The sequence below is a fragment of the Microbacterium sp. NPDC055903 genome, assembly GCF_053615555.1.
The window spans coordinates 411,092-433,710 of the sequence record NZ_JBSHCA010000003.1 but is presented as its reverse complement, the minus strand read 5'-3'; the positions used below and the strand labels follow the sequence as shown (position 1 = coordinate 433,710).

General features: G+C 68.9%; 23 protein-coding genes. 12 read left to right on the top strand and 11 right to left on the bottom strand.

Going from position 1 to position 22,619, the window contains the following annotated elements; genetic code table 11:
- The first annotated feature begins 25 nt into the window (after window positions 1-25).
- The 4 genes from sigK (at window position 26) to ACWGJP_RS15845 (ending at window position 3,115) form a co-directional block, all read left to right on the top strand.
- Window positions 26-625 (top strand): ECF RNA polymerase sigma factor SigK, encoded by a 600-nt coding sequence (gene sigK, locus ACWGJP_RS15860; protein WP_452330765.1) that lies wholly within the window; start codon window positions 26-28, stop codon window positions 623-625.
- Window positions 622-1,383 carry an anti-sigma factor gene (locus tag ACWGJP_RS15855; RefSeq protein ID WP_452330764.1) on the top strand — a complete coding sequence of 254 codons (762 nt, stop codon included), beginning with the start codon at window positions 622-624 and terminating at the stop codon, window positions 1,381-1,383. The genes sigK and ACWGJP_RS15855 overlap by 4 nt, the downstream gene beginning before the upstream one ends.
- Before the next feature lie 19 nt (window positions 1,384-1,402).
- Window positions 1,403-2,023, top strand: coding sequence for a DNA-directed RNA polymerase subunit beta (locus ACWGJP_RS15850; RefSeq protein ID WP_452330763.1), 621 nt, complete (start codon window positions 1,403-1,405; stop codon window positions 2,021-2,023).
- 207 nt (window positions 2,024-2,230) lie between these two features.
- A complete protein-coding gene (locus ACWGJP_RS15845) occupies window positions 2,231-3,115 on the top strand; it encodes an aminodeoxychorismate lyase (RefSeq protein ID WP_452330762.1) in 885 nt (294 codons plus the stop codon).
- A gap of 331 nt (window positions 3,116-3,446) precedes the next feature.
- Here the strand turns inward: ACWGJP_RS15845 and ACWGJP_RS15840 are convergent, their stop codons facing one another.
- The 8 genes from ACWGJP_RS15840 to ACWGJP_RS15805 form a co-directional block, all read right to left on the bottom strand.
- Window positions 3,447-4,304, bottom strand: a complete 858-nt coding sequence (locus tag ACWGJP_RS15840) for a type IV toxin-antitoxin system AbiEi family antitoxin domain-containing protein (RefSeq protein ID WP_452330761.1) — start codon at window positions 4,302-4,304, stop codon at window positions 3,447-3,449.
- Window positions 4,305-4,537: 233 nt separating this feature from the next.
- On the bottom strand, window positions 4,538-5,317 hold the full coding sequence (pstB, locus tag ACWGJP_RS15835; RefSeq protein WP_452330760.1) for a phosphate ABC transporter ATP-binding protein PstB: 780 nt from the start codon (window positions 5,315-5,317) through the stop codon (window positions 4,538-4,540).
- 38 nt (window positions 5,318-5,355) lie between these two features.
- Window positions 5,356-6,441, bottom strand: a complete 1,086-nt coding sequence (pstA, locus tag ACWGJP_RS15830) for a phosphate ABC transporter permease PstA (RefSeq protein WP_452330759.1) — start codon at window positions 6,439-6,441, stop codon at window positions 5,356-5,358.
- 1 nt (window position 6,442) lies between these two features.
- The gene (gene pstC, locus ACWGJP_RS15825) at window positions 6,443-7,411 is read right to left on the bottom strand and encodes a phosphate ABC transporter permease subunit PstC (RefSeq protein ID WP_452330758.1); all 969 of its coding nucleotides are present in this window, start codon (window positions 7,409-7,411) and stop codon (window positions 6,443-6,445) included.
- A 122-nt stretch (window positions 7,412-7,533) separates the two neighbouring features.
- Window positions 7,534-8,637, bottom strand: a complete 1,104-nt coding sequence (pstS, locus tag ACWGJP_RS15820; protein WP_452330757.1) for a phosphate ABC transporter substrate-binding protein PstS — start codon at window positions 8,635-8,637, stop codon at window positions 7,534-7,536.
- 243 nt (window positions 8,638-8,880) lie between these two features.
- The gene (locus ACWGJP_RS15815; RefSeq protein ID WP_452330756.1) at window positions 8,881-9,852 is read right to left on the bottom strand and encodes an NUDIX hydrolase; all 972 of its coding nucleotides are present in this window, start codon (window positions 9,850-9,852) and stop codon (window positions 8,881-8,883) included.
- Entirely contained in the window at window positions 9,849-12,014 is a 2,166-nt protein-coding gene (locus ACWGJP_RS15810) for an RNA degradosome polyphosphate kinase (protein WP_452330755.1), read from the bottom strand. Before ACWGJP_RS15810 ends, ACWGJP_RS15815 begins: the two co-directional genes overlap by 4 nt.
- A 54-nt stretch (window positions 12,015-12,068) precedes the next feature.
- Window positions 12,069-12,752, bottom strand: coding sequence for a winged helix-turn-helix transcriptional regulator (locus tag ACWGJP_RS15805; protein WP_452330754.1), 684 nt, complete (start codon window positions 12,750-12,752; stop codon window positions 12,069-12,071).
- A gap of 139 nt (window positions 12,753-12,891) precedes the next feature.
- Here ACWGJP_RS15805 and ACWGJP_RS15800 point away from each other — a divergent pair, with 139 nt between their 5' ends.
- From ACWGJP_RS15800 to ygfZ, 3 genes are all read left to right on the top strand, one after another.
- Window positions 12,892-13,185 (top strand): hypothetical protein, encoded by a 294-nt coding sequence (locus ACWGJP_RS15800; RefSeq protein ID WP_452330753.1) that lies wholly within the window; start codon window positions 12,892-12,894, stop codon window positions 13,183-13,185.
- Window positions 13,186-13,310: 125 nt separating this feature from the next.
- Window positions 13,311-13,937, top strand: coding sequence for an FABP family protein (locus tag ACWGJP_RS15795; RefSeq protein WP_452330752.1), 627 nt, complete (start codon window positions 13,311-13,313; stop codon window positions 13,935-13,937).
- Window positions 13,934-15,040, top strand: coding sequence for a CAF17-like 4Fe-4S cluster assembly/insertion protein YgfZ (gene ygfZ / locus ACWGJP_RS15790; RefSeq protein WP_452330751.1), 1,107 nt, complete (start codon window positions 13,934-13,936; stop codon window positions 15,038-15,040). The genes ACWGJP_RS15795 and ygfZ overlap by 4 nt, the downstream gene beginning before the upstream one ends.
- 499 nt (window positions 15,041-15,539) lie before the next feature.
- Here the strand turns inward: ygfZ and ACWGJP_RS15785 are convergent, their stop codons facing one another.
- Window positions 15,540-16,394 (bottom strand): class I SAM-dependent methyltransferase, encoded by an 855-nt coding sequence (locus tag ACWGJP_RS15785; protein ID WP_452330750.1) that lies wholly within the window; start codon window positions 16,392-16,394, stop codon window positions 15,540-15,542.
- 58 nt (window positions 16,395-16,452) lie between these two features.
- Here ACWGJP_RS15785 and ACWGJP_RS15780 point away from each other — a divergent pair, with 58 nt between their 5' ends.
- A complete protein-coding gene (locus ACWGJP_RS15780) occupies window positions 16,453-17,202 on the top strand; it encodes a phosphoglyceromutase (RefSeq protein WP_452330749.1) in 750 nt (249 codons plus the stop codon).
- Between the two features lie 89 nt (window positions 17,203-17,291).
- On the opposite strand, the gene phoU is transcribed toward ACWGJP_RS15780, so the two are convergent.
- Window positions 17,292-18,002 (bottom strand): phosphate signaling complex protein PhoU, encoded by a 711-nt coding sequence (gene phoU, locus ACWGJP_RS15775; RefSeq protein WP_452330748.1) that lies wholly within the window; start codon window positions 18,000-18,002, stop codon window positions 17,292-17,294.
- A gap of 194 nt (window positions 18,003-18,196) precedes the next feature.
- On the opposite strand from phoU, the gene ACWGJP_RS15770 reads away from it, so the two are divergent.
- Both ACWGJP_RS15770 and ACWGJP_RS15765 read left to right on the top strand, forming a co-directional pair.
- Entirely contained in the window at window positions 18,197-19,411 is a 1,215-nt protein-coding gene (locus ACWGJP_RS15770; protein ID WP_452330747.1) for a sensor histidine kinase, read from the top strand.
- Window positions 19,408-20,091: a response regulator gene (locus ACWGJP_RS15765; protein WP_452330746.1), complete on the top strand. Its 684-nt coding sequence runs from the start codon at window positions 19,408-19,410 to the stop codon at window positions 20,089-20,091. Before ACWGJP_RS15770 ends, ACWGJP_RS15765 begins: the two co-directional genes overlap by 4 nt.
- 75 nt (window positions 20,092-20,166) lie before the next feature.
- Here ACWGJP_RS15765 and ACWGJP_RS15760 read toward each other — a convergent pair whose 3' ends face one another.
- Window positions 20,167-20,685 carry a DNA modification methylase gene (locus tag ACWGJP_RS15760; protein WP_452330745.1) on the bottom strand — a complete coding sequence of 173 codons (519 nt, stop codon included), beginning with the start codon at window positions 20,683-20,685 and terminating at the stop codon, window positions 20,167-20,169.
- Between the two features lie 176 nt (window positions 20,686-20,861).
- On the opposite strand from ACWGJP_RS15760, the gene ACWGJP_RS15755 reads away from it, so the two are divergent.
- Window positions 20,862-21,344, top strand: a complete 483-nt coding sequence (locus ACWGJP_RS15755; protein ID WP_120229576.1) for a CarD family transcriptional regulator — start codon at window positions 20,862-20,864, stop codon at window positions 21,342-21,344.
- 31 nt (window positions 21,345-21,375) lie between these two features.
- Complete coding sequence (gene ispD / locus ACWGJP_RS15750) at window positions 21,376-22,590, top strand: 2-C-methyl-D-erythritol 4-phosphate cytidylyltransferase (protein ID WP_452330744.1); 1,215 nt, start codon at window positions 21,376-21,378, stop codon at window positions 22,588-22,590.
- Window positions 22,591-22,619 lie beyond the last annotated feature (29 nt).

The following is a 22,619-nucleotide window of genomic DNA, read 5'->3' as shown; positions in this document are numbered from 1 at the left end:
TTCGGCGCAGGCGGAAGGATGCGGCATGCTGGGGGAGATGGTCATCGACGGCGTGGATGTGCCGGAGGACGGCTCGGCGGGAGATCTCGTCGCCGACCTCCTCCTCGCCGTCGCCGACGGCGACCAGTCCGCTTTCGCCGAGCTGTACGACATGCTCTCCGCACGCGTCTTCGGCCTCATCCTCCGCGTTCTCGTGAACCGCTCGCAGAGCGAGGAGGTGCTCCAGGAGGTCTTCCTGGAGATCTGGCAATCCGCTGCGCGATTCGCTCCGAACAAGGGGCAGGGCAGGACATGGGTCCTCACGATCGCGCACCGCAGGGCGGTCGACAGGGTTCGAGCGTCGCAGTCGAGCACCGACCGCGACGTGCGGGCCGGGTTCCGAGACCTCGACGTCGCACATGACAGCGTCGCCGAGCAGGCGGAGCTCGGGCTCGAAGCGGAACGGGTCGTCGCCGCCCTGGCGACGCTGCCGGAGCCGCAGCGCGAGGCGCTCGTCCTGTCGTACTACGGGGGTTACAGTCAGAGCGAGATCGCAGCGCTGATCGGATCGCCGTTGGGGACGGTCAAGACCAGGATGCGAGATGGGCTCTCGCGTCTTCGAAGCGAGATGGGGGTGATCGCATGAACAGGGACGAGTTCGACGAGCTCTCCGCAGGCCACGCCCTGCACGCGCTGAGCGCCGCCGAGGAGGCGCGCTTCGCCCAGGCGCTGCGTGCGCACCCCGAGTGGACGGCGATCGTCGAGGATGACGCAGCGACGGCGGCTGCGCTCGCCGACGCTGCGCCCACGGTCGCGCCTCCGCCCGCTCTGCGCGCGTCGCTGCTGGACGCCATCGCCACGACCCCGCAGCATGCGGCAGCGGCGGATGCTCCGAAGGAGGCGCCATCGGTCGAGGCGTCCTTCGACGAGACTCCGCTAGGCGGGCGGCGCCCGCTGCGCATCCTCTTCGCGCTCGCCGCCTGTCTCGCACTCCTCGTCGGCATCGGTGTGGGAGCGACCGTGCTCGTGGGGCAGCTCCAGCGCCCCGCATCCGTCGTCGCGCTGGAGGAGATCGAGAACGCTCCCGACGCCCAGCAGGCGACGGTCGAACTGGCTTCCGGTGCCACGGCGACCGCGCACTGGTCGGCATCCCTCGGCGATGCCGTGCTCGTGACGGACGGCCTCGACGTGCTCGACGAGAACCGCACGTACGAGCTCTGGTACGTGCGCGGCGACACCCCCGTCTCTGCGGGCGTCTTCGATGCGGTGGACGGTACGACCACCGCTCTGCTGGACGGCGAGATGCATGCCGGCGACGTCATCGCCGTCACGATCGAGGCCGCCGGTGGATCGCCGGACGGGGCACCGACGACGGATCCGATCGTCGTCATCCCGACCGCCTGAGCGCCGCTAGCCTGGAGGGATGACCGAGTTCCATCGTCCCGTCCGGCGCCCGAACGGCAGCTTCGACAATCTCGTCGGCTCCTTCGATCCCGCCGAGGTGACGAGGGTTGCCCACGCCACGGCATCCGCGCTCCTCGCTCGCGCGCGCGAGGACGAACTGAGCGCGGAGCGGCTGATCGCGTTCGCCACTGAGAACGGGATCGACGAGATCGCCGAGCTGTGGTCCACGTCGCCGGCGCGGTCGCTGCCGGGGGTGCTCTGGCGGCTGTACCTTCTGCAACTGGCGGTCCGGGCGGACCCTGCGACCTCGGCGCTGCTGTACGAGCGCGGGCGCGTCGAGCTGCCGACCGTGGATGCTGCCGTGGCCGGTGCACCGGTGCCCGCCAGCCCCGATGAGCTGGTGGCGCTCGTCGACACGATCCTGCGGGGTGCGTTCCGGGGCGACTTCGCCGTCGCGCTGGACAGGGCCGCGGCATACTGCCGGGTCCAGGCCTCGGGGGCGACGCACACGGCCGACGACTACGAGCAGACCGAGCCCGAGCGTGCGAGCGAGCTCACCGGTCGCGCGCTGCGCCTCAGCAGCTACGCCGACGATCTGGCCTCCGCAGCAGGCGACTGGCGGCGCGGCATCCTGACGTGATCCGGCGCTGATGTGTCGGGCGCTGATGCGTTCGGCGCGGTGACCTGATCCGGACAGAGAAAGACCGGGCCGCAAGAACGCCTCTCGGCGGAAGGCCGCTCGCAGCGGCGAAAATTGGAGCCCGGGGTTATGCGGCCCGGCCATACCAGTGTAACGTCCGGCGACGCGGGGTATTCCCCCGGTCGGGATCGGTCGTAGAGTCGAGCCATGACCCGCCGCTTCGCTCTGATCATCGATCCTGTGCCCGCATCCGAGGAGCGTGCGGACTACTCCGCAACGTTCACCGAGGTGGATGCTGCGGCCCCCGCGCTGAGCGTGGGCGAGCTGAGCACGCAGCGCGGCGACGGCGTCTTCGAGTCGATCGGCGTCGTGGACGGACATGCCCAGGAACTCGTCCCTCATCTGCATCGGCTCGCCCATTCCGCGCAGCTGTGCGAGCTCCCCGCACCGAACGTGGAGCAGTGGCGGCAGGCTGTGGACGTCGCCGCGGCGCAGTGCGGATCGGGGGAGTGGGTCATCAAGCTGATCCTCAGCCGAGGTGTCGAGCACGGCCCGACGCCGACGGCGTGGGTGACCGCGGCACCGGCCGCCGATTTCTCCTGGGTGCGTGGCGAGGGCGTGCGGGTCGTCACGCTGGACCGCGGATACGACCTCGACGCGGCGGAGCGCGCCCCCTGGCTGCTGCTGGGCGCCAAGACGCTCTCCTACGCGGTGAACATGGCGGCGCTGCGCGAGGCCGCGCGGCGGGGCGCGGATGATGCGATCTTCCTCTCCAGCGACGGCTTCGTGCTGGAGGCGCCGACCGCGTCGCTGATCCTCCGCTTCGGCGACCGTTTCGTGACCCCGGCGCCGAGCGGCGGAATCCTGCACGGTACGACGCAGCTGAGCGTCTACGACCACCTCGCCGCTCAGGGGTTCCAGACGGACTACGCGCAGGTCCCGGCATCCGATCTGGCGACGGCGGACGCCGCGTGGCTCGTCTCGAGCGTGCGCCTCGCCGTGTCCATCACCGCGATCGACGACGTCGCCGTGCCGGTGGATGCCGCGTTCACCGCGGCCTTGAACCGATACCTCCTGTCGCCTCGCGACTGACCGCGGCGGGTGCCCCGGCCCGGCGGCGGCCCGCGCGTGCCGGATCCCGGGCGGCTCTCGCTCTGGACGGCGTGTCGCCCGGGCGGCTCGCCGCAGCGGGGCCGTCGCACCCGGTAGTCGGTACGGCCGACCCGAGTGCGGGGCGACGGTCCGGCGTCGGCCGGCGTCTGCGCCGTGCCCGCGCGTGCCGGATCCCGGGCGCCTCTCGCTCTCACCGGCGTGTCACCCGGGCGGCTCGCCGCGGCGGCGCCGTCTCACCCGGGAAACGGCACGGGTGAGCGGCGGCAACGGGTGTACGGATGCGGGGCCTGCGAGGCTGATGCTGGGTGGGCTATGGGCGCAGATGAGCGCCCTCGGCGACCTTCGCCAGGATCGCCGCCTCCACGGTCGCCCAGTCGTGGACGATCATGGCGTAGTCGAAGCGCAGCGTCTCGTAGCCCAGAGCTGCGGCCCTGGCATCCCGAAGGAGGTCTTTGTGGCGCTGTGCCGCGCCCTCGTGGTTCTCTTTGCCATCGGCCTCGATGATGAGCCGTTCGCCGAGGACGAGATCGACCTCGCCGACGCCGTTGATCACCACCTGGCACCGCACCGCGAGCCCGAGCCGGTGCAGCCGGATCCGGATGAGTGATTCCAGGCCGCTGTCCGCATCCGACCGGGCGAACGCCAGCAACCAGCGCCGCTCCGGAGGCAGACGCCACCCCAGCCAGATCAGTGCACCCGGTTCGAGAAGGTTCATGCGCAGCGCGGACTCCAGCGCCGCGAAGAAGGTGTCCTCATCCGCGCAGATCGCGATCTGCAGAAGGACGTTCTTGACCGGTGGGGGAGAGCCGAGATTGGCGCATCCCTCGTCCCAGTGGATCCGCATGTCGGAGCATCCGGAGCGCCGACAGCCGTGCGGCTCTCCGCCCGCTCCGAGCCATACATGCAGCGGGTACGGATCAGAGCCGGGAAGGATCCACAGGCCCAGGAGCCGTCCTGCGGTCAGGCAGGCAGGCGTTCCGCCGTGCATCGCCGCATGCGCGAGCGCATCGGGAGCATCCGGAAGGGCATAGACGCCCTGGCGGATCCTGATGATCGCTCCCGTGGCGACGGCACGTGCGATCGCTCGCCGGGACACCCCGGAGGCACGGAGGCGCCTGGTGCGGGCGACGGAGCCGAGTCGGCGTAGGACGGTCGCGGCGGATGACATCGATCGAGCATGCTCGAGACCGTTCGCAACCGTGCGGCGGCAGCCGCACGATCTACGAATGCTGGGGAGAACCGAGGGGGATGGGCGGCTGTGCAGGGAAAGCCGGCTCATCCGCGGGTGTACCGGGTACCCGGAACAGGAACGCGTATGCGGCGTGTCGATGAACGACACGCCGCATACGCGACGAGGCTCCCGGGAATCGGCCCAGGATCAGCTGAATAGGCGGCCGGGACTCACCCGAAGCGGCCGGAGACGTAGTCCTCGGTGGCCTGCACGTTCGGCGTGGTGAAGATCGTCGAGGTGTCGTCGTACTCGATGAGCTTGCCCGGCTGGCCGGTGCCGGCGATGTTGAAGAAGGCCGTGCGGTCGGAGACGCGGCTGGCCTGCTGCATGTTGTGCGTCACGATCACGACCGTGTACTGGTTCTTGATCTCGCCGATGAGCTCCTCGATCGCGAAGGTCGAGATCGGGTCGAGGGCCGAGCAGGGCTCGTCCATGAGGATGACATCGGGGGAGACCGCGATGGCCCTGGCGATGCACAGACGCTGCTGCTGGCCGCCCGAGAGGCCGGAGCCCGGCTTGTCGAGGCGGTCCTTGACCTCGTTCCAGAGGTTCGCGCCGCGCAGCGACTGCTCGACGAGCGCGTCCTGGTCGCTCTTGGGCATCTTGGAGTTGTTCAGCTTGACGCCGGCCAGCACGTTCTCCTTGATGGACATCGTGGGGAACGGGTTCGGACGCTGGAACACCATGCCGACCTGCCGGCGCACGAGCACGGGGTCGACGTTCGCGCCGTAGAGGTTCTGCCCGTCGATGAGCACCTCACCCTCGACGCGCGCGCCGGGGATCACCTCGTGCATGCGGTTCAGCGTGCGCAGGAACGTGGACTTGCCGCAGCCGGACGGGCCGATGAAGGCGGTCACCGTGTTCGGCTTGATGTCGATGCTCACGCCCTCGACGGCGAGGAAGTCGCCGTAGTAGACGTTGAGGTCGTTGACTTCGATGCTCTTGGACACCTGAGAGTTCCTTTGTGAGTCGGGAAAAGGGTATCGGCTCAGCGGCCGGCGGTCTTGGGGGCGAACACCTTCGCGACGATGCGCGCCACGAGGTTGAGGACCATCACGATGGCGATGAGCGTCAGGGCGGATGCCCAGGCGCGATCGATGTATGCCTCGGGCGGGATGCCTGGGTACTTGGCCTGCATGTACGAGAACACCGGCAAGGTCGCCATCTGCCCGCTGAACATGTTGAGGTTCATGCCCTGCACCATGCCGACCGTGAGCAGCAGCGGCGCGGTCTCGCCGATGACGCGGGAGATCGCGAGCATGATGCTCGTCGTGATGCCGGCGATCGCGGTCGGGATCACGACCTTGAGGATGGTGAGCCACTTCGGCACGCCCAGCGCGTATGCGGCCTCGCGGAGCTCGTTGGGCACGATGCGCAGCAACTCCTCGGAGCCTCGGACGACGACCGGGATCATCAGCACCGACAGCGCGAGCGAGCCCATGATGCCCATCCGGGTTCCGGGGCCGATGATGAGGGCGAACACCGAGTAGATGAACAGACCGGCGACGATCGACGGGATGCCGGTCATGACGTCCACGAGGAACGTGATGCCGCGGGCGAGCTTCTTGCCCTGGCCGTACTCGACGAGGTAGATCGACGTCATGAGGCCGATCGGCACCGAGATGATCGTGGCTCCGAGCGTGATCAGCAGGGTGCCCCAGATGGCGTGCACGGCGCCGCCGCCGTCTCCGACGACATTGCGCATCGAGGAGCTGAAGAACTCCGCATCGAAGCGGGTGAGGCCGTTCACGACGACGGTGTAGAGCAGGGAGACCAGCGGCAGCAGGGCGATGACGAACGCGGTGGACACGAGTGCCGTCATCAGCCGGTCGGTGGCGTGGCGGCGGCTCTCCGCGACGGTGGAGACCACGAAGATCAGCACCATGTAGAGGATCATCCCGACGACGAGCGTCAGCGCGATGTTGAAGTCGGCCGGGTCCCCGCCGGTGTTCGCCAGGGCGAAGATCACGGCGGCGATGGCGAAGCATCCGATGAGCAGCGCCCACGGAGCCCACTTGGGGAGGTGACCCGCTGTGTTGCTGCGGGTGGCAGGAGCGGTGGCGATGGCGGTCATGTCAGTTGGCTCCCGAGAACTCGGCGCGGCGCGAGACGATCCAGCGGGCGACGAAGTTGACCGCGAAGGTCACGATGAACAGGATGAGGCCGGCCGCGATGAGGGTGCTGACGCCCTCGTCGTGCGCCTCCGGGAACCGCAGGGCGATGATCGCGGGGATCGTCGTCGGGTTCTCCGGATTGATCAGGTTGAAGGTGACGATTCCCAGCGGCGAGAGCACGAGGGTCACGGCCATGGTCTCGCCGAGCGCTCGACCGAGACCCAGCATCGCGCCGGAGACCATGCCGCTGCGGGCGAAGGGGAGCACAGCCATGCGCACCATCTCCCAGCGGGTCGCGCCGAGGGCGAGGGCCGCCTCCTCGTGCAGCTTGGGCGTCTGCAGGAAGACCTCGCGGCAGATGGCGGTCATGATCGGCAGGATCATGACCGCGAGGACCAGGGATGCTGTGAGGATCGTCTTGCCGCTGCCGGACGGCGTGCCGGAGAAGATCGGGATCCAGCCGAGGTTGGTGTTCAGCCACTTGTAGAACGGCACGAGCATCGGCGCGAAGGTGAGAGCGCCCCACAGGCCGAAGACCACCGAGGGGACGGCGGCGAGTAGGTCGATGACGTAGCCGAGCACGCCGGCGAGGCGGCGGGGTGCGTAGTGCGAGATGAACAGGGCGATGCCGATCGCGATCGGCGCCGCGATGATGAGCGCGATGAAGCTCGACCACAGGGTGCCGAAGACGAACGGCCATACCCACACGAAGAAGTTCTGGCCCTCGAGGATGTGATTGTCCGAGGTGTCAGGGGAGAGCGCGGGGATGGACTGGACGATCAGGAAGATCGCCACGGCGGCCAGGGTGACGAGGATGATGATGCCTGCGCCGAGCGCGGTGCCGGAGAAGATCCGATCCCCCATGCGCTTCAGAGGCGATGTCGACGTGGGCGCCGGCGCGTTGCCCTGCTCCGTCGTGGTGGTTGTCATCTGAGCTGCTCCACAGGTTCTCGGTGGGACGGTCTGTTTCATGCGGGTGCCCCCGCGGCGCCGGCCGATTCGGTCGATCAGCGCCGCGGGGGCAAGGTCTCAGCCCTTGGCCGAGACCGGGGTCACTCGGTGACGATGGCGTCGATCGCGGCGCTGACCTGCTCGCGCAGCTCGTCCGAGATCGGGGCGCTGCCGGCGGCCTCGGCCGCGGCGTCCTGACCCTCTGCCGAGGCGACGAACTCGAAGTACGCCTTGACGAGCGATGCGGTCTCGGCGTCGTCGTACTCGACGCAGCCGATGAGGTACGAGACCAGCGCGATCGGGTAAGAGCCGGCCGGAGCCGCAGCCGGGTCGACGGCGAAGGCGAGGTCGTGAGCCGAACGGCCCTCCTCGAGCGGGGACGCGGCGACGAGCGCGGAGGCGGCCTCGGCGGAGTACGGGACGTACTCGCCCTCGACCTCGACGGCGACCTGGCCGAGGCCGGAAGCCTGCGAGGCGTCGGCGAAGCCGATGTAGCCCACGCCGGCGGTGATCGCGGAGACGACGCCGGAGGTGCCGTCTCCGGCCTCACCGGTCGACAGCGGCCACTCGTCGCTGGGCTCGGAGGTCCACACGTCGGGGGCGACGGCGCTCAGGTAGGAGGTGAAGGTCTCCTGCGTGCCGGAGGCGTCTGCGCGGTGCACCGGCACGATGGCCTGGTCGGGCAGCTCGACATCGGGGTTCTGCGAGGCGATGGCCTCGTCGTTCCAGTTGGTGATGGTGCCGGCGAAGATGCCGGCGAGGGTCGCACCGTCGAGGTTGAGCGAGTCGATGCCCTCGAGGTTGAAGGCGACGGCGACCGGGGAGATGTAGACCGGGATCTCGACGATGTCGTCGGTGGTGCAGGAGCCGAAGCCGCCGGCGGCGAGCTCGTCGGCGTTGAACGCACGGTCGGAGCCGATGAAGTTGGAGGAACCGGCGAGGAAGTTCTCGCGGCCCGTGCCCGAACCGGTCGCGGTGTAGTTGACCGTGGTCTCGGGGTTGGCGGTCTGGAAGGCGGCGACCCAGGCCTGCTGGGCGGCCTCCTGCGAGGAGGCGCCGGTGGCCTCGATCTGGCCGGCGAGGTCGGAAGTGACGGGGGCTTCGGACGAGCCGTCCGCGGGCGCCTCGTTCGCGGCGCAGCCGGCGAGGGCGAGGGCGGCGACGGCGCCGATGGCGCCGATTCGTGCGATGCGGGAGATCTTCACTGTGGATCCTTCGATCGTGGATTGGTTGAGGCCCGGTGCAGGGCACACAGTGACGCTAGGCGTGGTGGTTTACGAGACTCACCCGCGCAGGTAAACGGAAGGTGAACGGCGTGCGTCCCCTTGGGGCGGCGTCCGCAGGATTCCGCGCCCTTCGACAAGCTCAGGGAGCGGGCAATGCCGAAGCGCCCTCCCGCTCGCTGAGCCCGTCGAAGCGCGTCTCCCTCGCTGAGATTGTCGAAGCGATCAGACCTTGGGGACGTGCGTCTCGATCGAGATGATCCCCGAACCGGGGTTGCTGACGGAGAGGTGCACGACGGAGAAGGCGCCCACCTCGAGCGCCGAGGCGCTGGAGACGTATGATCCGCGCAGCGTACCTGTCGCGAGGGCGATCTCTGCGAGGACGTCCGGCAGCACGGGGCCGTGGCTGCAGAGCACGGCCGCCTTGCGTGCGCGGACGCGCTTGCCGACGATGGTGCGCACGTCGGAGTGACCGTCCTCCCAGGCATCCTGGCTGATCTTCTCCGTCTGACGCGGCACGCGATCGAGCGCCTTCGCGAGCGGGGCGACGGTCTGCACGCAGCGCACGGCGTCGCTGGTGATGATCCTGCGCACGCCGAAGGCGCGCAGGGGCGCCACGACGGCCTTTGCCTGCTGCCTGCCGCGCTCGGTGAGCGGTCGCGAGGCGTCGGAACCGTCCCAGTCGGAACGTCCGACGGCCTTGGCATGCCGCAGCGCGATGATCGGGAAGGTACGCAGCACGCCGTCGTCGACGAGCGTCTCGAAGGCGTCGAGGATCTCCTCGTCGACGGGATAGCTGAGCAGTCGGCGGGCCTTCTTGAGTCCAGCCCACTCGATGGCGGCGATCTCGCTGTTCGGCACGAACGTCGAGGCCCGGATGGCGGCATCCGTCGCCTCGGCGGCCCAGTAGTGAACGACCTTCTGGCGCTTCGGCCGCATGAAGTAGCGGCTCACGCCGACCGGGGCGCCCAGGTTCACGCGGATGCCGGTCTCCTCCCGCACCTCGCGCACGGCCGTCTCCGCGAGCATCTCGCCGGGGTCGACCTTCCCCTTGGGAAGCGTGACGTCGCGGTACTTCGTGCGGTGGATCAGGAGGATCCGGAGCTTGCCCTCGACGAGCCGCCAGACGACGGCTCCGGCCGCGTACACGGCCTTGTCGTCCTTCACCACCTCCAGCGGCGCCCCGTTCAGGGTCATCGCACCGACCTGGTGCGCCGACGCTTGCGGACCTCGCTCATCGTCCTGTCCTGCAGGTCGATGAGCGGCTTGCCGTCCGCATCCTCGGTGTGCCGCTCCCAGACGCCGTCCGCGCCGAGGTGCCAGGAGTTCGTCCCGTCGTCCATCGCGCGGTCGAACAGCGAGAGCAGCTCCTGCACATGGGCGGGGTCGGTGACGCGGACGAGCGCCTCGACACGGCGGTCGAGGTTGCGGTGCATCATGTCGGCGCTGCCGATGTGCACCTGCGGGTCGCCGTCGTTGTGGAAGGCGAAGATCCGGGAGTGCTCGAGGTATCGGCCGAGGATGCTCCGGACGGTGATGTTCTCGCTCACGCCTGGCAGGTCGGTGCGCAGGCTGCAGATGCCGCGCACCCACACGTCGACCTTCACTCCTGCAGCGCTGGCGCGGTAGAGGCCGTCGATGATCTGCTCGTCCACCATCGAGTTCACCTTGATGCGCACGTGCGCCGGCTTGCCCTCGAGGGCGTTGCGCCGTTCGTTCTCGATCTGGCGGAGCAGCCCCTTGCGCAGGTGCAGGGGGGCGACGAGCAGACGCTTGAACTTCTTCTCGATCGCGTAGCCGCTGAGCTCGTTGAACAGGCGGGTGAGGTCCTTGCCGACCTGAGCGTCGGCGGTGAAGAGCCCGAAGTCCTCGTAGATACGGCTCGTCTTGGGGTTGTAGTTGCCGGTGCCGACGTGGGCGTAGTGCTGCAGGCGGCCGTCCTCCTCGCGGATGACGAGGGCGAGCTTGCAGTGTGTCTTCAGCCCGACCAGGCCGTAGACCACGTGGACGCCGGCCTTCTCGAGCTTGCGCGCCCAGACGATGTTGTTCGCCTCGTCGAAGCGGGCTTTCACCTCGACGAGAGCGAGCACCTGCTTGCCCGCTTCTGCGGCGTCGATGAGCGCCTGCACGACGGGGCTGTCTCCGGACGTGCGGTACAGCGTCTGCTTGATGGCGAGCACGTGCGGGTCGCGGGCTGCCTGCTCGAGGAACGCCTGCACGCTCGTCGCGAACGATTCGTACGGGTGGTGCACGAGGACATCGCGCTTGCGGATGGCGGCGAAGATGTCGCTGCGCTCGTTGTTGTCGCCCGGCTGGAAGGCGAGCGCGGTCGTCGGCAGGTGCGGTGGATACCGCAGGTCCGGGCGATCGATACGGCCGAGGTCGAACAGGCCGCGCAGGTCGAGCGGACCGGGGAGGCGGTAGACCTCCTGATCGGTGATGTCGAGCTCCTTGACGAGCAGGTCGAGGGTGAGATCGTCCATGTCGTCGGTGATCTCGAGACGGATGGGCGGCCCGAAACGGCGCCGGAGCAGCTCCGCCTCGAGCGCCTGGATGAGGTTCTCGGACTCGTCTTCCTCGATCTCCACGTCCTCGTTGCGCGTGAGGCGGAAGGCGTGGTGGTCGAGCACCTCCATGCCGGGGAAGAGGTCGCCCAGGTGGTTGGCGATGAGCTCCTCCAGGCGGAGGAACCGCTTGATCTCGCTCGCCCCTGGAACCTCGACGAAGCGGGGCAGCATCGGCGGGACCTTGAGGCGGGCGAAGTCCTGCCGCCCGGTGCGCGCGTTGCGGATCCGGATGGCGAGATTCAGCGAGAGGCCGGAGATGTAGGGGAAAGGGTGGGCGGGGTCGACCGCCAGCGGCATGAGCACGGGGAAGACCTGGAGTTGGAAGTACTCGCCCAGCGCCGCGCGCTCCGCGTCGGTGAGATCGCTCCACTCGGAGATCTCGATGCCGGCATCCGCCAGGGCGGGCTTGACCGCGTCCGTCCATACCGCCGCGTGCCGCAGCTGCAGGGCGTGCGCCTCGCGGGAGATGTCCGCCAGCACGTCGCTCGGGGCGCGGCCGACGTTGGTCGGTACGGCGAGACCGGTGAGGATTCTGCGCTTGAGGCCGGCGACGCGGACCATGAAGAACTCGTCGAGGTTGCTGGCGAAGATGGCGAGGAAGTTCGCCCGCTCGAGCTCCGGCAGCGTCGGATCCTCGGCGAGCTCCAGCACGCGCTGGTTGAAGGCGAGCCAGCTCAGCTCCCTGTCGAGGAACCGGTGGTCCGGAAGCTGCGAGTCCTCGGACGCGAACGCGTCGAAGTCATCGTCGTCGGCGTCGCCGAGACCGGCGTCGGCGAGTGCGGAATCGATCATGGGTCTCATCTAAGCACCGCCAGGTGACGAGCGCGTGAACTCGGATGCCGCCGATCAGCGCGCGTCGGCGTACTGGTCGTCCTCGTAGACGTTGAAGCGGTAGCCGACGTTACGGACGGTGCCGATGATCTGCTCGGCGTCGCCGAGCTTGGCGCGCAGGCGCCGCACGTGCACGTCGACGGTCCTCGTCCCGCCGAAGTAGTCGTAGCCCCACACCTCGCTGAGCAGCTGCTCGCGGGTGAAGACGCGCGAGGGGTGCGTGGCGAGGAAGTGCAGCAGCTGGAACTCCTTGTAGGTGAGATCCAGCGGACGTCCATGCAGCTTGGCCGAGTAGGACTGCTCGTCGATCGTCACCCCTGACGCCTGGACGCGCGACGGCTCGGCCGTGGCGTCGCCCCTCGCGATCGCGAGGCGGATGCGGGCATCGGCCTCGGCGGGGCCGGCCGTGGCGAGGAGCACGTCGTCGATGCCCCAGTCGCCGGAGACGGCGCTCATGCCGCCCTCGGTGACGACGAGCAGCAGCGGAGCATCCTGTCCTGTCGTGCGCAGCAGCTTGCACAGCGACTTCGCTCCGGCGAGGTCGTACCTGCCGTCCACGATCACGATGTCGCTCTCGGGTGCCGACACCAGCTGTGCGGGCTCCGCGGGGATCTGCCGCACCCGATGGCTGAGCAGTTCGAGGGCGGGCAGAACCGGCTCCGCGGGGGATGCGGATGTCAGGACCAGCAGGATTGCCACACGACTTCCTTCCGGGCGTCAGAACCGGCGCCCTCAACGGCGATCTGGTACGACGCCGTGCGCCCATGATACCGACTCGTCCGACAGGGCTGCGCTCGCGGGTGGGATGCGGGGCAACGGATGCGCAACAATAGGAGCCATGTCGGAACCCGCACTGGCCCCGCGCAACGCGCTCGGCGGCATGCTGGCGGTCTGGATCGCGGCCCTCGTGGGCGCCCTCGCGATCGGCGTCTTCGTGTCGGAGGCGTGGCGGATGCCTGCGCTGCTCGCCGCCTTCGGCGCGGCGGTCCTGCTCTCGTTCGCCGTGCAACTGGGGTATGGCCGCACGCACGGTTTCATCGTCCGCGTCTCGGGGAGCATCATGGGCGCTCTGCTGCTCATGGGGCTCGTCTCGGTCGGCTTCGGCCTCGCCGCGCTCATCCCCGCGGGGTAAGGTGTGAGCATGGACATCTTCGCGCTCGAGGTCTTCTTCATCGGTCTGCTCGGACTCGCGAGCCTGGCGATCGTCTTCGTCTCCGGTGTCGTGCTGCGGAACCTGTTCCGCGGCCAGCGCTGATCGTGCTGGATCTTCCCACCGATCTGCCTGCAGACCTCGTCCCGCTGAGCTGGCTCATCGGGGTCTGGGAGGGAACCGGCGTCATCGACTACACGGTCGGTGAGCACCGTCATCGCGGCGAGTTCACCCACCGGGTGAGCTTCAGCCATGACGGCGGCCCGTACCTGAACTACTCGGCGACGGCGTGGTTCGTCCCCGTCGATCCGGACGCCGATACGGACACCGAGCAGCCTGAGGCGCGCCCGCTGGTGGCGGAGTCCGGCTACTGGCGTCTCGCTCGGCCTGCGACCGACACCGACCCCGGACCTGCGCTCCTGCCGTCCGTCGAGGTCGGCCCTGCGAGGACCGCGGACGACGTCGAACTGCTGCGGGCCGAATCCGGCGGCTTCCCGATCGAGGTCTCGCTCGCGCACTCCGACGGATCGCTCGAGCTCTATCTCGGTGAGATCAAGGGACCGCGCATCGACATCGCTACGGATGCGATCGTCCGCGGCGCCGGCGGCAAGGAGTACGGCGCAGCCACGCGCATGTACGGTCTCGTCGACGGCCATCTGCTCTGGGCCTGGGACATCGCAGCGCTCGGCTCCGAGCTCGGCTCGCACGCATCCGCACGGCTGGCGAAGGTATGACCTCGTTCGCCGAGCGACCGGGCGCCGTCTCAGACGCCGGGATCGTGCAGCACTACGGCGAGCCGATGCGCGAGCAGCGCCGGCTGGCCGCCGGCGATGCGGTCGTCCTGCTGGGCGATCGGCGGGTCATCGAGGTCGCGGGGCCGCAGCGGCTGACCTGGCTGGACTCGTTCACCTCGCAGGCCACGGCGTCGCTCGCCCCCGGCGACAGCAGCGAGCTGCTGATCCTCGACCCGCAGGGCAGGGTCGAGCATGCCGCGGGAGTCGTCGACGACGGCGCGTCGGCATGGCTGATCGTCGATGAGGCGGATGCCGAAGCGCTCGTCGCCTGGCTGAAGCGCATGGTGTTCCGCGCCGACGTGCGCATCATCGAGCATCCGGATGCCGAGCTGATCGGATACTTCTCAGGTGGGGCCGCCGACGCGGCGATCGCGAGTGCGGTGTCTGCGCCGAATGACGTCCCGCTCATCTGGACCGACCCATGGCGGCGCGTGCAGGCCGGCGGCCACCAGTACGCGGCGGCGGCCGAGCATCCCGCAGCGGACTACGACTGGAGGGTCGCGATCGCTGGCCAGGATGCCGAGCAGGCGCTCGCCGCGGTCGAAGCCGCTGGGACGCTCGCGGCCGAGGCGCTGCGCATCGCGGCATGGCGACCGCGCTGGTCCACGGAGGTGGACGAGCGCTCGCTCCCGCATGAGGCCGACTGGATCCGCACCGCCGTGCACCTGAACAAGGGGTGCTATCGCGGGCAGGAGACCGTCGCCAAGGTCCACAATCTCGGTCATCCTCCCCGCCGCCTCGCGGCGCTGCAGCTCGATGGCAGCGATGACGTGCTTCCCGCCCCTGGCGACCCGGTGTTCGCCGGTGACGCGGAGATCGGACACGTCACTTCGGTGGCCAGGCACCACGAGGACGGCCCGATCGCGCTGGCCATCCTGTCGCGACGCGCGCCGGAGGGCGACCTCGTGGTCCGCGCCGATGGTGCAGAGATCGCCGCGTCGCAGCAGGTCATCGTCCCCGCGGATGCCGGGGCGACGGCGGACGTCCCGAAGCTGACCCGCCTCTCGCGGCGCCCATCCGCCCCCGATCCGCGCGACGGCTGACCGACGCCCGCTGTGCCGTTCCCTGCGACAAGCTCAGGGAACGGAAGCTCGCTGAGCCTGTCGAAGCGTGCCGTGGAGGTTCCCTTCGACAAGCTCAGGGAACGAAAACTCGGGCTCAAGGTGTGGAAGCTCGCTGAGCCTGTCGAAGCGTGCGTTCGCTGTGCGTGATTCTCTCGCTCGCTGAGCCTGTAGAAGCGTGCCGTGGAGTTCCCTTCGACAAGCTCAGGGAACGAGAACTCGAGCTCAGGGTGTGGAAGCTCGCTGAGCTAGTCGAAGCTCGCGTTCGCTGTGCGTGATTCTCTCGCTCGCTGAGCCTGTAGAAGCGTGCCGTGGAGTTCCCTTCGACAAGCTCAGGGAACGAGAACTCGGGCTCAGGGTGTGGAAGCTCGCTGAGCTTGTCGAAGCGTGCGTTCGTTGTGCGTGTTTCTTCCGCTCGCTGAGCTTGTAGAAGCGTGCCGTGGAGTTCCCTTCGACAAGCTCAGGGAACGAGAACTCGGGCTCAGGGTGTGGAAGCTCGCTGAGCTTGTCGAAGCGGGCGGGGTGCCACGGCCTCCCACGGCACGGTCAGCTCACCCAGCCGCCACCGCGCCTTCCCGCCGAGCACGGGCCATCCCTGCGCCTTGAGCGCGGACGCGGCGGCGAGGAAGCGCTGGGTCGCGCCGAACGTCGACAGGGCGGCGGCACGGTCCCACTCCCGGTCGAGGTCGGTGAGCAGCGCGTGGATCCGCTCGCCAGGGACGTTCCGATGGATGAGCGCCTTCGGCAGCCGCTCGGCGACGATGCCGGGATGCTCGAGCTCCGCGAGCCTGAGAGACAGGGTGAAGCGCAGGGGAGTCGCATCTTCGTCGATATCCACCCAGCTCGCGATCCGGCCGATCTCGTCGCAGGTCCCCTCGACGAACAGCCCGCCCGGCGCGAGCCGGGAGGCGACCCTGTTCCAGGCATCCGCGACATCCGCCTCGTCGTACTGGCGCAGCACGTTCATCGCCCTGATGACGGCGGGACGGCGCCCGCCCTGGACCGGCACCTCGAAGCCGCCCCTGGCGAACGAGACGCGGAGGTCGGAGGGAAACGGCGTGCGCCCTCCGCGGACGTCCTCGAGCTGGGTGCGCGCCGTCGCCACGCGCTCAGGGTCGAGTTCGAGGCCGAGCACCTCTGCATCCGACCGCGTTCGTCTCAGTCGGGCGGCGAGCTCGAAGGCCGTGACCCCGCTCGCGCCGTAGCCGAGGTCGACGACGAGGGGATCCTCGGCTGCGCGGAGCGCGGTGCTCGCCGCGATCCACCGGTCGTTGCGGCGGAGCCGGTTCGTCCCCGTCGTGCCCCGTGTGGGGTGACCGAGGGGAGATGACGCCATGCGTCGATTCTCCCGCGTCCCGCTGGGTGCCCGCGACCGCCCTCGATAAACTGGAGGCATGACAGCGACGCGCACCCTGATCCTGCTCCGCCACGGCCGGAGCGAATGGAACGAGCTCAACCTGTTCACCGGCTGGGTGGACGTCCGACTGAACGAGCAGGGCAAGAACGAGGCCCGTCGCGGCGGTGAGCTGCTCGCCGAGGCAGGCATCCTGCCCGACGTCCTGCACACCTCGCTGCTCAGCCGTGCCATTCAGACCGCGAACATCGCACTGGACGCCGCCGACCGCCTGTGGATCCCCGTCACGCGCTCGTGGCGCCTCAACGAGCGTCACTACGGCGCGCTGCAGGGCAAGGACAAGGCGCAGACGCTCGAGCAGTTCGGCCCGGAGCAGTTCCAGCTCTGGCGCCGTTCCTTCGACGTTCCGCCGCCCGTGCTCGACGACGACAGCGAGTTCAGCCAGGTGAACGACCCGCGCTACGCCGGAATCGACGGCGAGGTGCCGCGCACCGAGTCGCTCAAGCTCGTCATCGACCGCCTGCTGCCGTACTGGGAGAGCGCGATCGTTCCCGACCTCGCGGCGGGCAAGACCGTGCTCGTCACGGCGCACGGCAACTCGCTGCGCGGCCTCGTCAAGCACCTCGAGGGCATCAGCGACGAGGACATCGCCGAGCTGAACATCCCCACCGGCATCCCGCTCGTCTACGAGCTCGACGAGAACAACGTCCCGACCGGACCCGGCCGTTACCTCGACCCGGAGGCCGCTGCCGCCGGGGCCGCCGCGGTCGCCGCCCAGGGCAAGAAGTAACGCGAGACCTCTCCTCATCGACGAAACCCCGTCGTAGCCACGCGGCTACGACGGGGTTTCGTCGTGAATGAGAGGTCTCGAGACGCCGATCAGGCGTGGCCGAAGCCTTCCTGCTCGGCCTCCTGCGCCTCGATCGCGAGGGGGATGTCCTCCTCGTCGATGTGCCAGTCGCCGGTCGCGAGGTACACGACCTTCTTCGCGACGGCGACCGCGTGGTCCGCGAAGCGCTCGTGATACCGGCTGGCGAGCGTGGCGTCGACCGTCGCGGTGGCCTCGCCCTTCCAGTTGTCGCTGAGCACCTTCTCGAAGACGCTGGCGTGCAGCTCGTCGATCTCGTCATCCGTGTTGCGGATGGCATCCGCCAGGCGCAGATCCTGCGTGCGCAGCAGCTCCGTCAGGGTTCGGGCGATCTCGACGTCCAGCTCGCCCATGCGACGGAACGTGCTCTTGAGGCCCTTGGGGATCGCGCGCTCGGGGAAGCGCAGGCGTGCGAGCTGGGCGATGTGCTCGGCCATGTCGCCCATGCGCTCGAGCGACGCGCTGACCCGCAGCGCCGTGACGACGATGCGCAGATCGCGCGCGACCGGCTGCTGACGGGCGAGGATCTCGATGGCCTGCTCGTCGAGGGTGACGGCCAGCTCGTCGATCTTGGCGTCATCGGCGATGACCTCCTCGGCCAGGGCCACGTCGCTCTCCGCGAACGCTCTGGTGGCCTTGTCGATCGACACCGTCGCGAGATCGGCGATCTCCACGAGGCGGGACTGGAGGTCCTCGAGGGACTGGTGGAAGACTTCGCGCATGTGCGGCGCAACCTTTCGGTTCTCGTCGGCGGGTGGTGCCGTTCTTCGGGCACGGCGCTTCGCGCGGGCCCGAAGCGATTGTGTTCGCTGAAGGTTAACGAACGGTGCCCAGAACGTGAATACTAGTTCTCGTCCCCGCATTCCGGCGCGGAAACCCGCCGAAGCGGCGGTGAACGCACTCTACGCTGGAGGTTATGACCACGCCGCAGATCGCGCTGCTCGCCCTCGCACTCGGCGTGCTGATCGGTGCAGGCCTGGTGCTGCTCCTGCTGCTCGCGTATCGCGCAAGGGCCAAAGCGGAGCAGGAGATGTCGACGACGGTCCCGCAGGGGGCGGCCGAAGTTCTGGCGAGCATGGACGACGCCGCCTGCATCGTCGACGCCTCAGGTCTGGTGCTCGCGCATTCGGCCGCCGCTGCGTGGTTCGGCATCGAGATCGGCGCCACGCTGGACAACTCCGAGCTCCGTCAACTGGTGAGGTCGGTGCGGACCAGCGGGGTCTCGAACACCGAGACGATGCGGATCAGCCGTGGCGGATCGACGCTCGATCCGCGTCTGGTCTCCGCGCGGGCCAGCATCGTCGGCGCCAGGCTCACGCTGTTGATCATCCGTGACGTCACCGAGCAGGAACGGCTGGATCAGGTTCGCCGCGACTTCGTCGCCAACACCAGTCATGAGCTGAAGACGCCGGTCGGAGCGGTGAGCCTGTTGGCGGAGGCGATCGAATCGGCAGCCGACGACCCGCAGCAGGTCCGCGTCTTCGCGGCCAGGATCTCCGCTGAGGCATCCCGGCTCGGGCAGCTCACCGGCCGCATCATGAGCCTGTCCCGCCTGCAGGCGGCGGATGGCCTGTCGGATGTCGCGTACGTGGCGATCGACGAGGTGATCACCGCGTCGATCGAGGCCCATGCGGTGCAGGCGGATTCCGCCGGTGTCGAGCTCGTCAGGGGCGGCGATCGCGGCATCTGGGTGCGCGGCGACGCGCAGATCCTCATCGAGGCGGTCGGCAACCTCATCGCGAATGCGATCGTCTACTCGCCGAAGGGCTCCAGGGTGGGCGTCGGCGTGAAGGCCGATGACGACGTCGTGGAGGTCGCCGTGGCCGATCAGGGCATCGGCATCTCGGAGGCCGACCGCGAGCGCATCTTCGAGCGCTTCTACCGGGCGGATGAGGCGCGTTCGCGCCGCACGGGAGGAACCGGGCTCGGGCTGTCGATCGTCAAGCACGCGGTGCAGCGCCATGGCGGAGAGGTCCGACTCTGGTCGCGCCCCGGCAGGGGCTCCACCTTCACCATCCGCCTTCCGCGCAGCACGGCGCCGGAGGCCGACACGACCACAACGAAGATCAAGAAGAAGCGCGCGAAGAAGGCGGCGAAGGCCGCCCGCGCCCTGACTGGAGAGAGCGCATGACCCGCATCCTTCTCGTCGAGGACGAGCCAGACCTCGCCGACCCCCTCGCCTATCTGCTGCGTCGGGAGGGGTACGAGGTGGAGATCGCCGAGGACGGCCCAGGCGCGCTCGCGGCGTTCAGGGAGCGCGGGGCGGACATCGTGCTGCTGGATCTGATGCTGCCGGGGATGCCGGGCACGGAGGTCTGCCGCCAGATCCGCTCCACCTCTGCGGTGCCGATCATCATGCTCACCGCGAAGGACTCCGAAGTGGACATCGTCGTCGGGCTGGAACTCGGCGCCGACGACTACATCACCAAGCCGTACTCGTCCAGGGAGCTCCTGGCGCGGATGCGTGCCGTGCTGCGCCGTGTGGTGCAGGCCGAGAGTGAGCTGGACGAGCGGGTGCTCGACGGCGGCAGGGTGAGCCTGGACATCGATCGCCACACGGTGAGCGTCGCGGGCGAGCAGATCAACATGCCGCTGAAGGAGTTCGAGCTCCTCGAGGTGCTCATGCGCAACGCCGGGCGCGTGCTCACCCGTGGTCAGCTGATCGATCGGGTATGGGGCAGCGACTACTTCGGCGACACCAAGACCCTGGACGTGCACATCAAGCGCATCCGCTCGCGGATCGAGGAGAACCCCGGTGAGCCGGCGATGCTCGTCACGGTCCGCGGGCTCGGCTATCGCTTCGAGGGCTGAGCGAGAACCGAGCGCCTGACGCGAAAGAGGCCGGCACCCTGAGCGGGTGCCGGCCTCTTTCGCGAGGGGAAAGGGTCAGTGACCCTCTTCCTCCTCGGTGGTCTCCTCGTCCGGCGCGTCCGTCGGGACGGGCGTGGCCGTCTCCTCGTCGATGATGACCGGAGTGGTGGGCTGCGGCACGAGATCGGTGTAGTAGGGCAGCGCGCCGTCGAGCACGGGGACGTTCGCCTTCACGCCGTTGCCGTCTCCGGACTGGAAGTGGATCTCGACGGTGGCGCCCGGCTTGGCGTTCAGGCCCTCGATGAGCAGCGGCTCGACGTTGCCGCCGAGGCTGACGGTCGAGTCGGCCGGCACCTCGATCTCCGTCGCGTCGAGTCCGCTGACCTGGACGATGAGGACCTGGTCGTCATCGGTCGGGTTGACGATGCCGGCGATCAAGTTGCCCAGCTCGCCGCTCTCGTCGGCGACGACGAAGACGTTGCGGACAGCCAGCGGAGCGCCCTCGTCGGAGACGTTGACGCCGTCGGAGGCGGAGTAGGGGATCGTGCTCGCCTGCGGCGTGATGAACGTGCACCCCGTCGCTGCAGTCAGCACGACAGCGCTGAGAACGACAGACGCAGCAAGGCGCGATTTCACGGGTCCTCCAGGAGTGCGGCGGGCAGAGCACATCCATTCTATGCGCACGCGAGGAGCGCCGACGGACAGTGCGGGGCACACCTTAGTGCATGTTCCCTGTGGTATTCTGGAGTTTGCCGAAAGGACACGCTTTTATGCTTTTTGAGGTTGGCGAGACGGTCGTCTATCCGCACCACGGTGCCGCGACGATCATCGAGGTCAAGGACCGCATCATCAAGGGCGAGACGAAGAAGTATCTGAAGCTCAACGTCACGCAGGGGGATCTGATCATCGAGGTCCCCGCCGAGAACGTCGACCTCGTCGGGGTCCGCGATGTGATCGGCAAGGAGGGCCTCGACCACGTGTTCGAGGTGCTGCGCGCGCCGTTCACGGAGGAGCCGACGAACTGGTCCCGACGGTACAAGGCGAACCTCGAGAAGCTCGCCTCCGGCGATGTGATCAAGGTCAGCGAGGTCGTTCGCGACCTGTGGCGTCGTGATCAGGACCGCGGTCTGTCCGCGGGGGAGAAGCGGATGCTCGCCAAGGCCCGTCAGATCCTCATCTCCGAGCTCGCCCTCGCCGAGAAGATCGACGAGGACAAGGCCGGCTCGCTCCTCGACGAGGTCCTCGCGTCCTGATGAGTCGCACGCTCTCGCCTAGGGTGAGAGCGTGACTCTGATTCCTGTGCCGACGACGGCGGTGATCGTCGTGGCGGCAGGTGCGGGAACGCGCCTCGGCGAGACGGCGCCCAAGGCGTTCGTGGGCGTCGATACGCGTTCGATCCTGCGTCTCGCCCTCGACGGCGTCTTCGCTGCGAGGCCGATGCAGGTGATCGTCGTCGCGCCAGCCGGATTCGAGGGCGAGGCCGAGAGCGAGCTCCTCGCCGCTGCCGGCGATCGCGCCGACCTCGGCAGGGTCGTCACCGGCGGTCGGACGCGCCAGCTCTCCGTGGCGGCCGGTCTGGCGGCCCTCTGGGGCGATGTCACGACGGTCCTCGTACATGACGCCGCGCGAGCCCTCACGCCGCCGTCGCAGATCGACGCGGTGGCGGATGCGGTGAGCGGCGACGCCGGGGTCATCCCGGCGCTTCCCGTCATCGACACGCTCAAGCGCGTGGCTGACGGGACGATCGTGGCCGCCGTCGACCGCTCCGAGCTCGCCGCCGCCCAGACGCCGCAGGGCTTCGCGCGCATCCCTCTCGAGGCGGCATACGCGACCGCCATCGCGTCCGGTGCCGAGTACACGGATGACGCGGCGCTCTTCGCCGCCGCAGGGCATGCCGTCCGCCACATCGACGGTTCGGAGCTGGCCTTCAAGATCACGACCCCGGCAGATCTCGAGCGGGCGAAGCACCTTCTCGCCACAGGCGAGGAGACGACGGCATCCGCGCTGCAGGCCGCCGTGTCGCTCGTCCCGATGATCGGGGTCGGCACGGATGTGCATGCCTTCGGCGGCGCCGGAGACCTCTGGCTCGCCGGCCTGGAGTGGCCGGGGGAACCCGCGCTGTCGGGGCACTCCGACGGCGACGCCGTCGCCCATGCGATCGTCGATGCTCTGCTGGGCGCTGCGGGCCTCGGCGACATCGGGGAGCACTTCGGCACCGCGCATCCCGAATACGCAGACGCCCACGCCGAGGTCTTCCTGGCGCGAACCCTCGAGCTGGTCGCAGAGGTGGGCTTCGTCATCGGGAACGTGTCCGTGCAGTTCCAGGGCAACCGGCCGCGCTTCAGCATGCGACGCCGCGAGGCCGAGTCGGCGTTGTCCGCGGCGCTCGGAGGCGCGCGGGTCTCCGTCTCCGCCACGACCACCGACGGGCTCGGGTTCACGGGTCGCGGTGAGGGGATCGCCGTGACGGCGGTCGCGCTGCTCCTGCCTGCGTCATAGCCAGGAAACACGCACGTGCGAGCATGGGG

Bases quoted from the DNA above. Each gene is read 5' to 3' on its own strand.
- ACWGJP_RS15785 (WP_452330750.1), bottom strand. From the start codon at position 16,394: ATGGCGTCATCTCCCCTCGGTCACCCCACACGGGGCACGACGGGGACG.
- ACWGJP_RS15780 (WP_452330749.1), top strand. From the start codon at position 16,453: ATGACAGCGACGCGCACCCTGATCCTGCTCCGCCACGGCCGGAGCGAA.
- pstA (WP_452330759.1), bottom strand. From the start codon at position 6,441: ATGACCGCCATCGCCACCGCTCCTGCCACCCGCAGCAACACAGCGGGT.
- ACWGJP_RS15800 (WP_452330753.1), top strand. From the start codon at position 12,892: ATGTCGGAACCCGCACTGGCCCCGCGCAACGCGCTCGGCGGCATGCTG.
- ACWGJP_RS15810 (WP_452330755.1), bottom strand. From the start codon at position 12,014: ATGATCGATTCCGCACTCGCCGACGCCGGTCTCGGCGACGCCGACGAC.
- ACWGJP_RS15845 (WP_452330762.1), top strand. From the start codon at position 2,231: ATGACCCGCCGCTTCGCTCTGATCATCGATCCTGTGCCCGCATCCGAG.
- ACWGJP_RS15770 (WP_452330747.1), top strand. From the start codon at position 18,197: ATGACCACGCCGCAGATCGCGCTGCTCGCCCTCGCACTCGGCGTGCTG.
- ACWGJP_RS15850 (WP_452330763.1), top strand. From the start codon at position 1,403: ATGACCGAGTTCCATCGTCCCGTCCGGCGCCCGAACGGCAGCTTCGAC.
- ACWGJP_RS15755 (WP_120229576.1), top strand. From the start codon at position 20,862: ATGCTTTTTGAGGTTGGCGAGACGGTCGTCTATCCGCACCACGGTGCC.
- ACWGJP_RS15815 (WP_452330756.1), bottom strand. From the start codon at position 9,852: ATGACCCTGAACGGGGCGCCGCTGGAGGTGGTGAAGGACGACAAGGCC.
- phoU (WP_452330748.1), bottom strand. From the start codon at position 18,002: ATGCGCGAAGTCTTCCACCAGTCCCTCGAGGACCTCCAGTCCCGCCTC.
- ACWGJP_RS15765 (WP_452330746.1), top strand. From the start codon at position 19,408: ATGACCCGCATCCTTCTCGTCGAGGACGAGCCAGACCTCGCCGACCCC.
- sigK (WP_452330765.1), top strand. From the start codon at position 26: ATGCTGGGGGAGATGGTCATCGACGGCGTGGATGTGCCGGAGGACGGC.
- ygfZ (WP_452330751.1), top strand. From the start codon at position 13,934: ATGACCTCGTTCGCCGAGCGACCGGGCGCCGTCTCAGACGCCGGGATC.
- pstC (WP_452330758.1), bottom strand. From the start codon at position 7,411: ATGACAACCACCACGACGGAGCAGGGCAACGCGCCGGCGCCCACGTCG.
- ACWGJP_RS15840 (WP_452330761.1), bottom strand. From the start codon at position 4,304: ATGTCATCCGCCGCGACCGTCCTACGCCGACTCGGCTCCGTCGCCCGC.
- ACWGJP_RS15855 (WP_452330764.1), top strand. From the start codon at position 622: ATGAACAGGGACGAGTTCGACGAGCTCTCCGCAGGCCACGCCCTGCAC.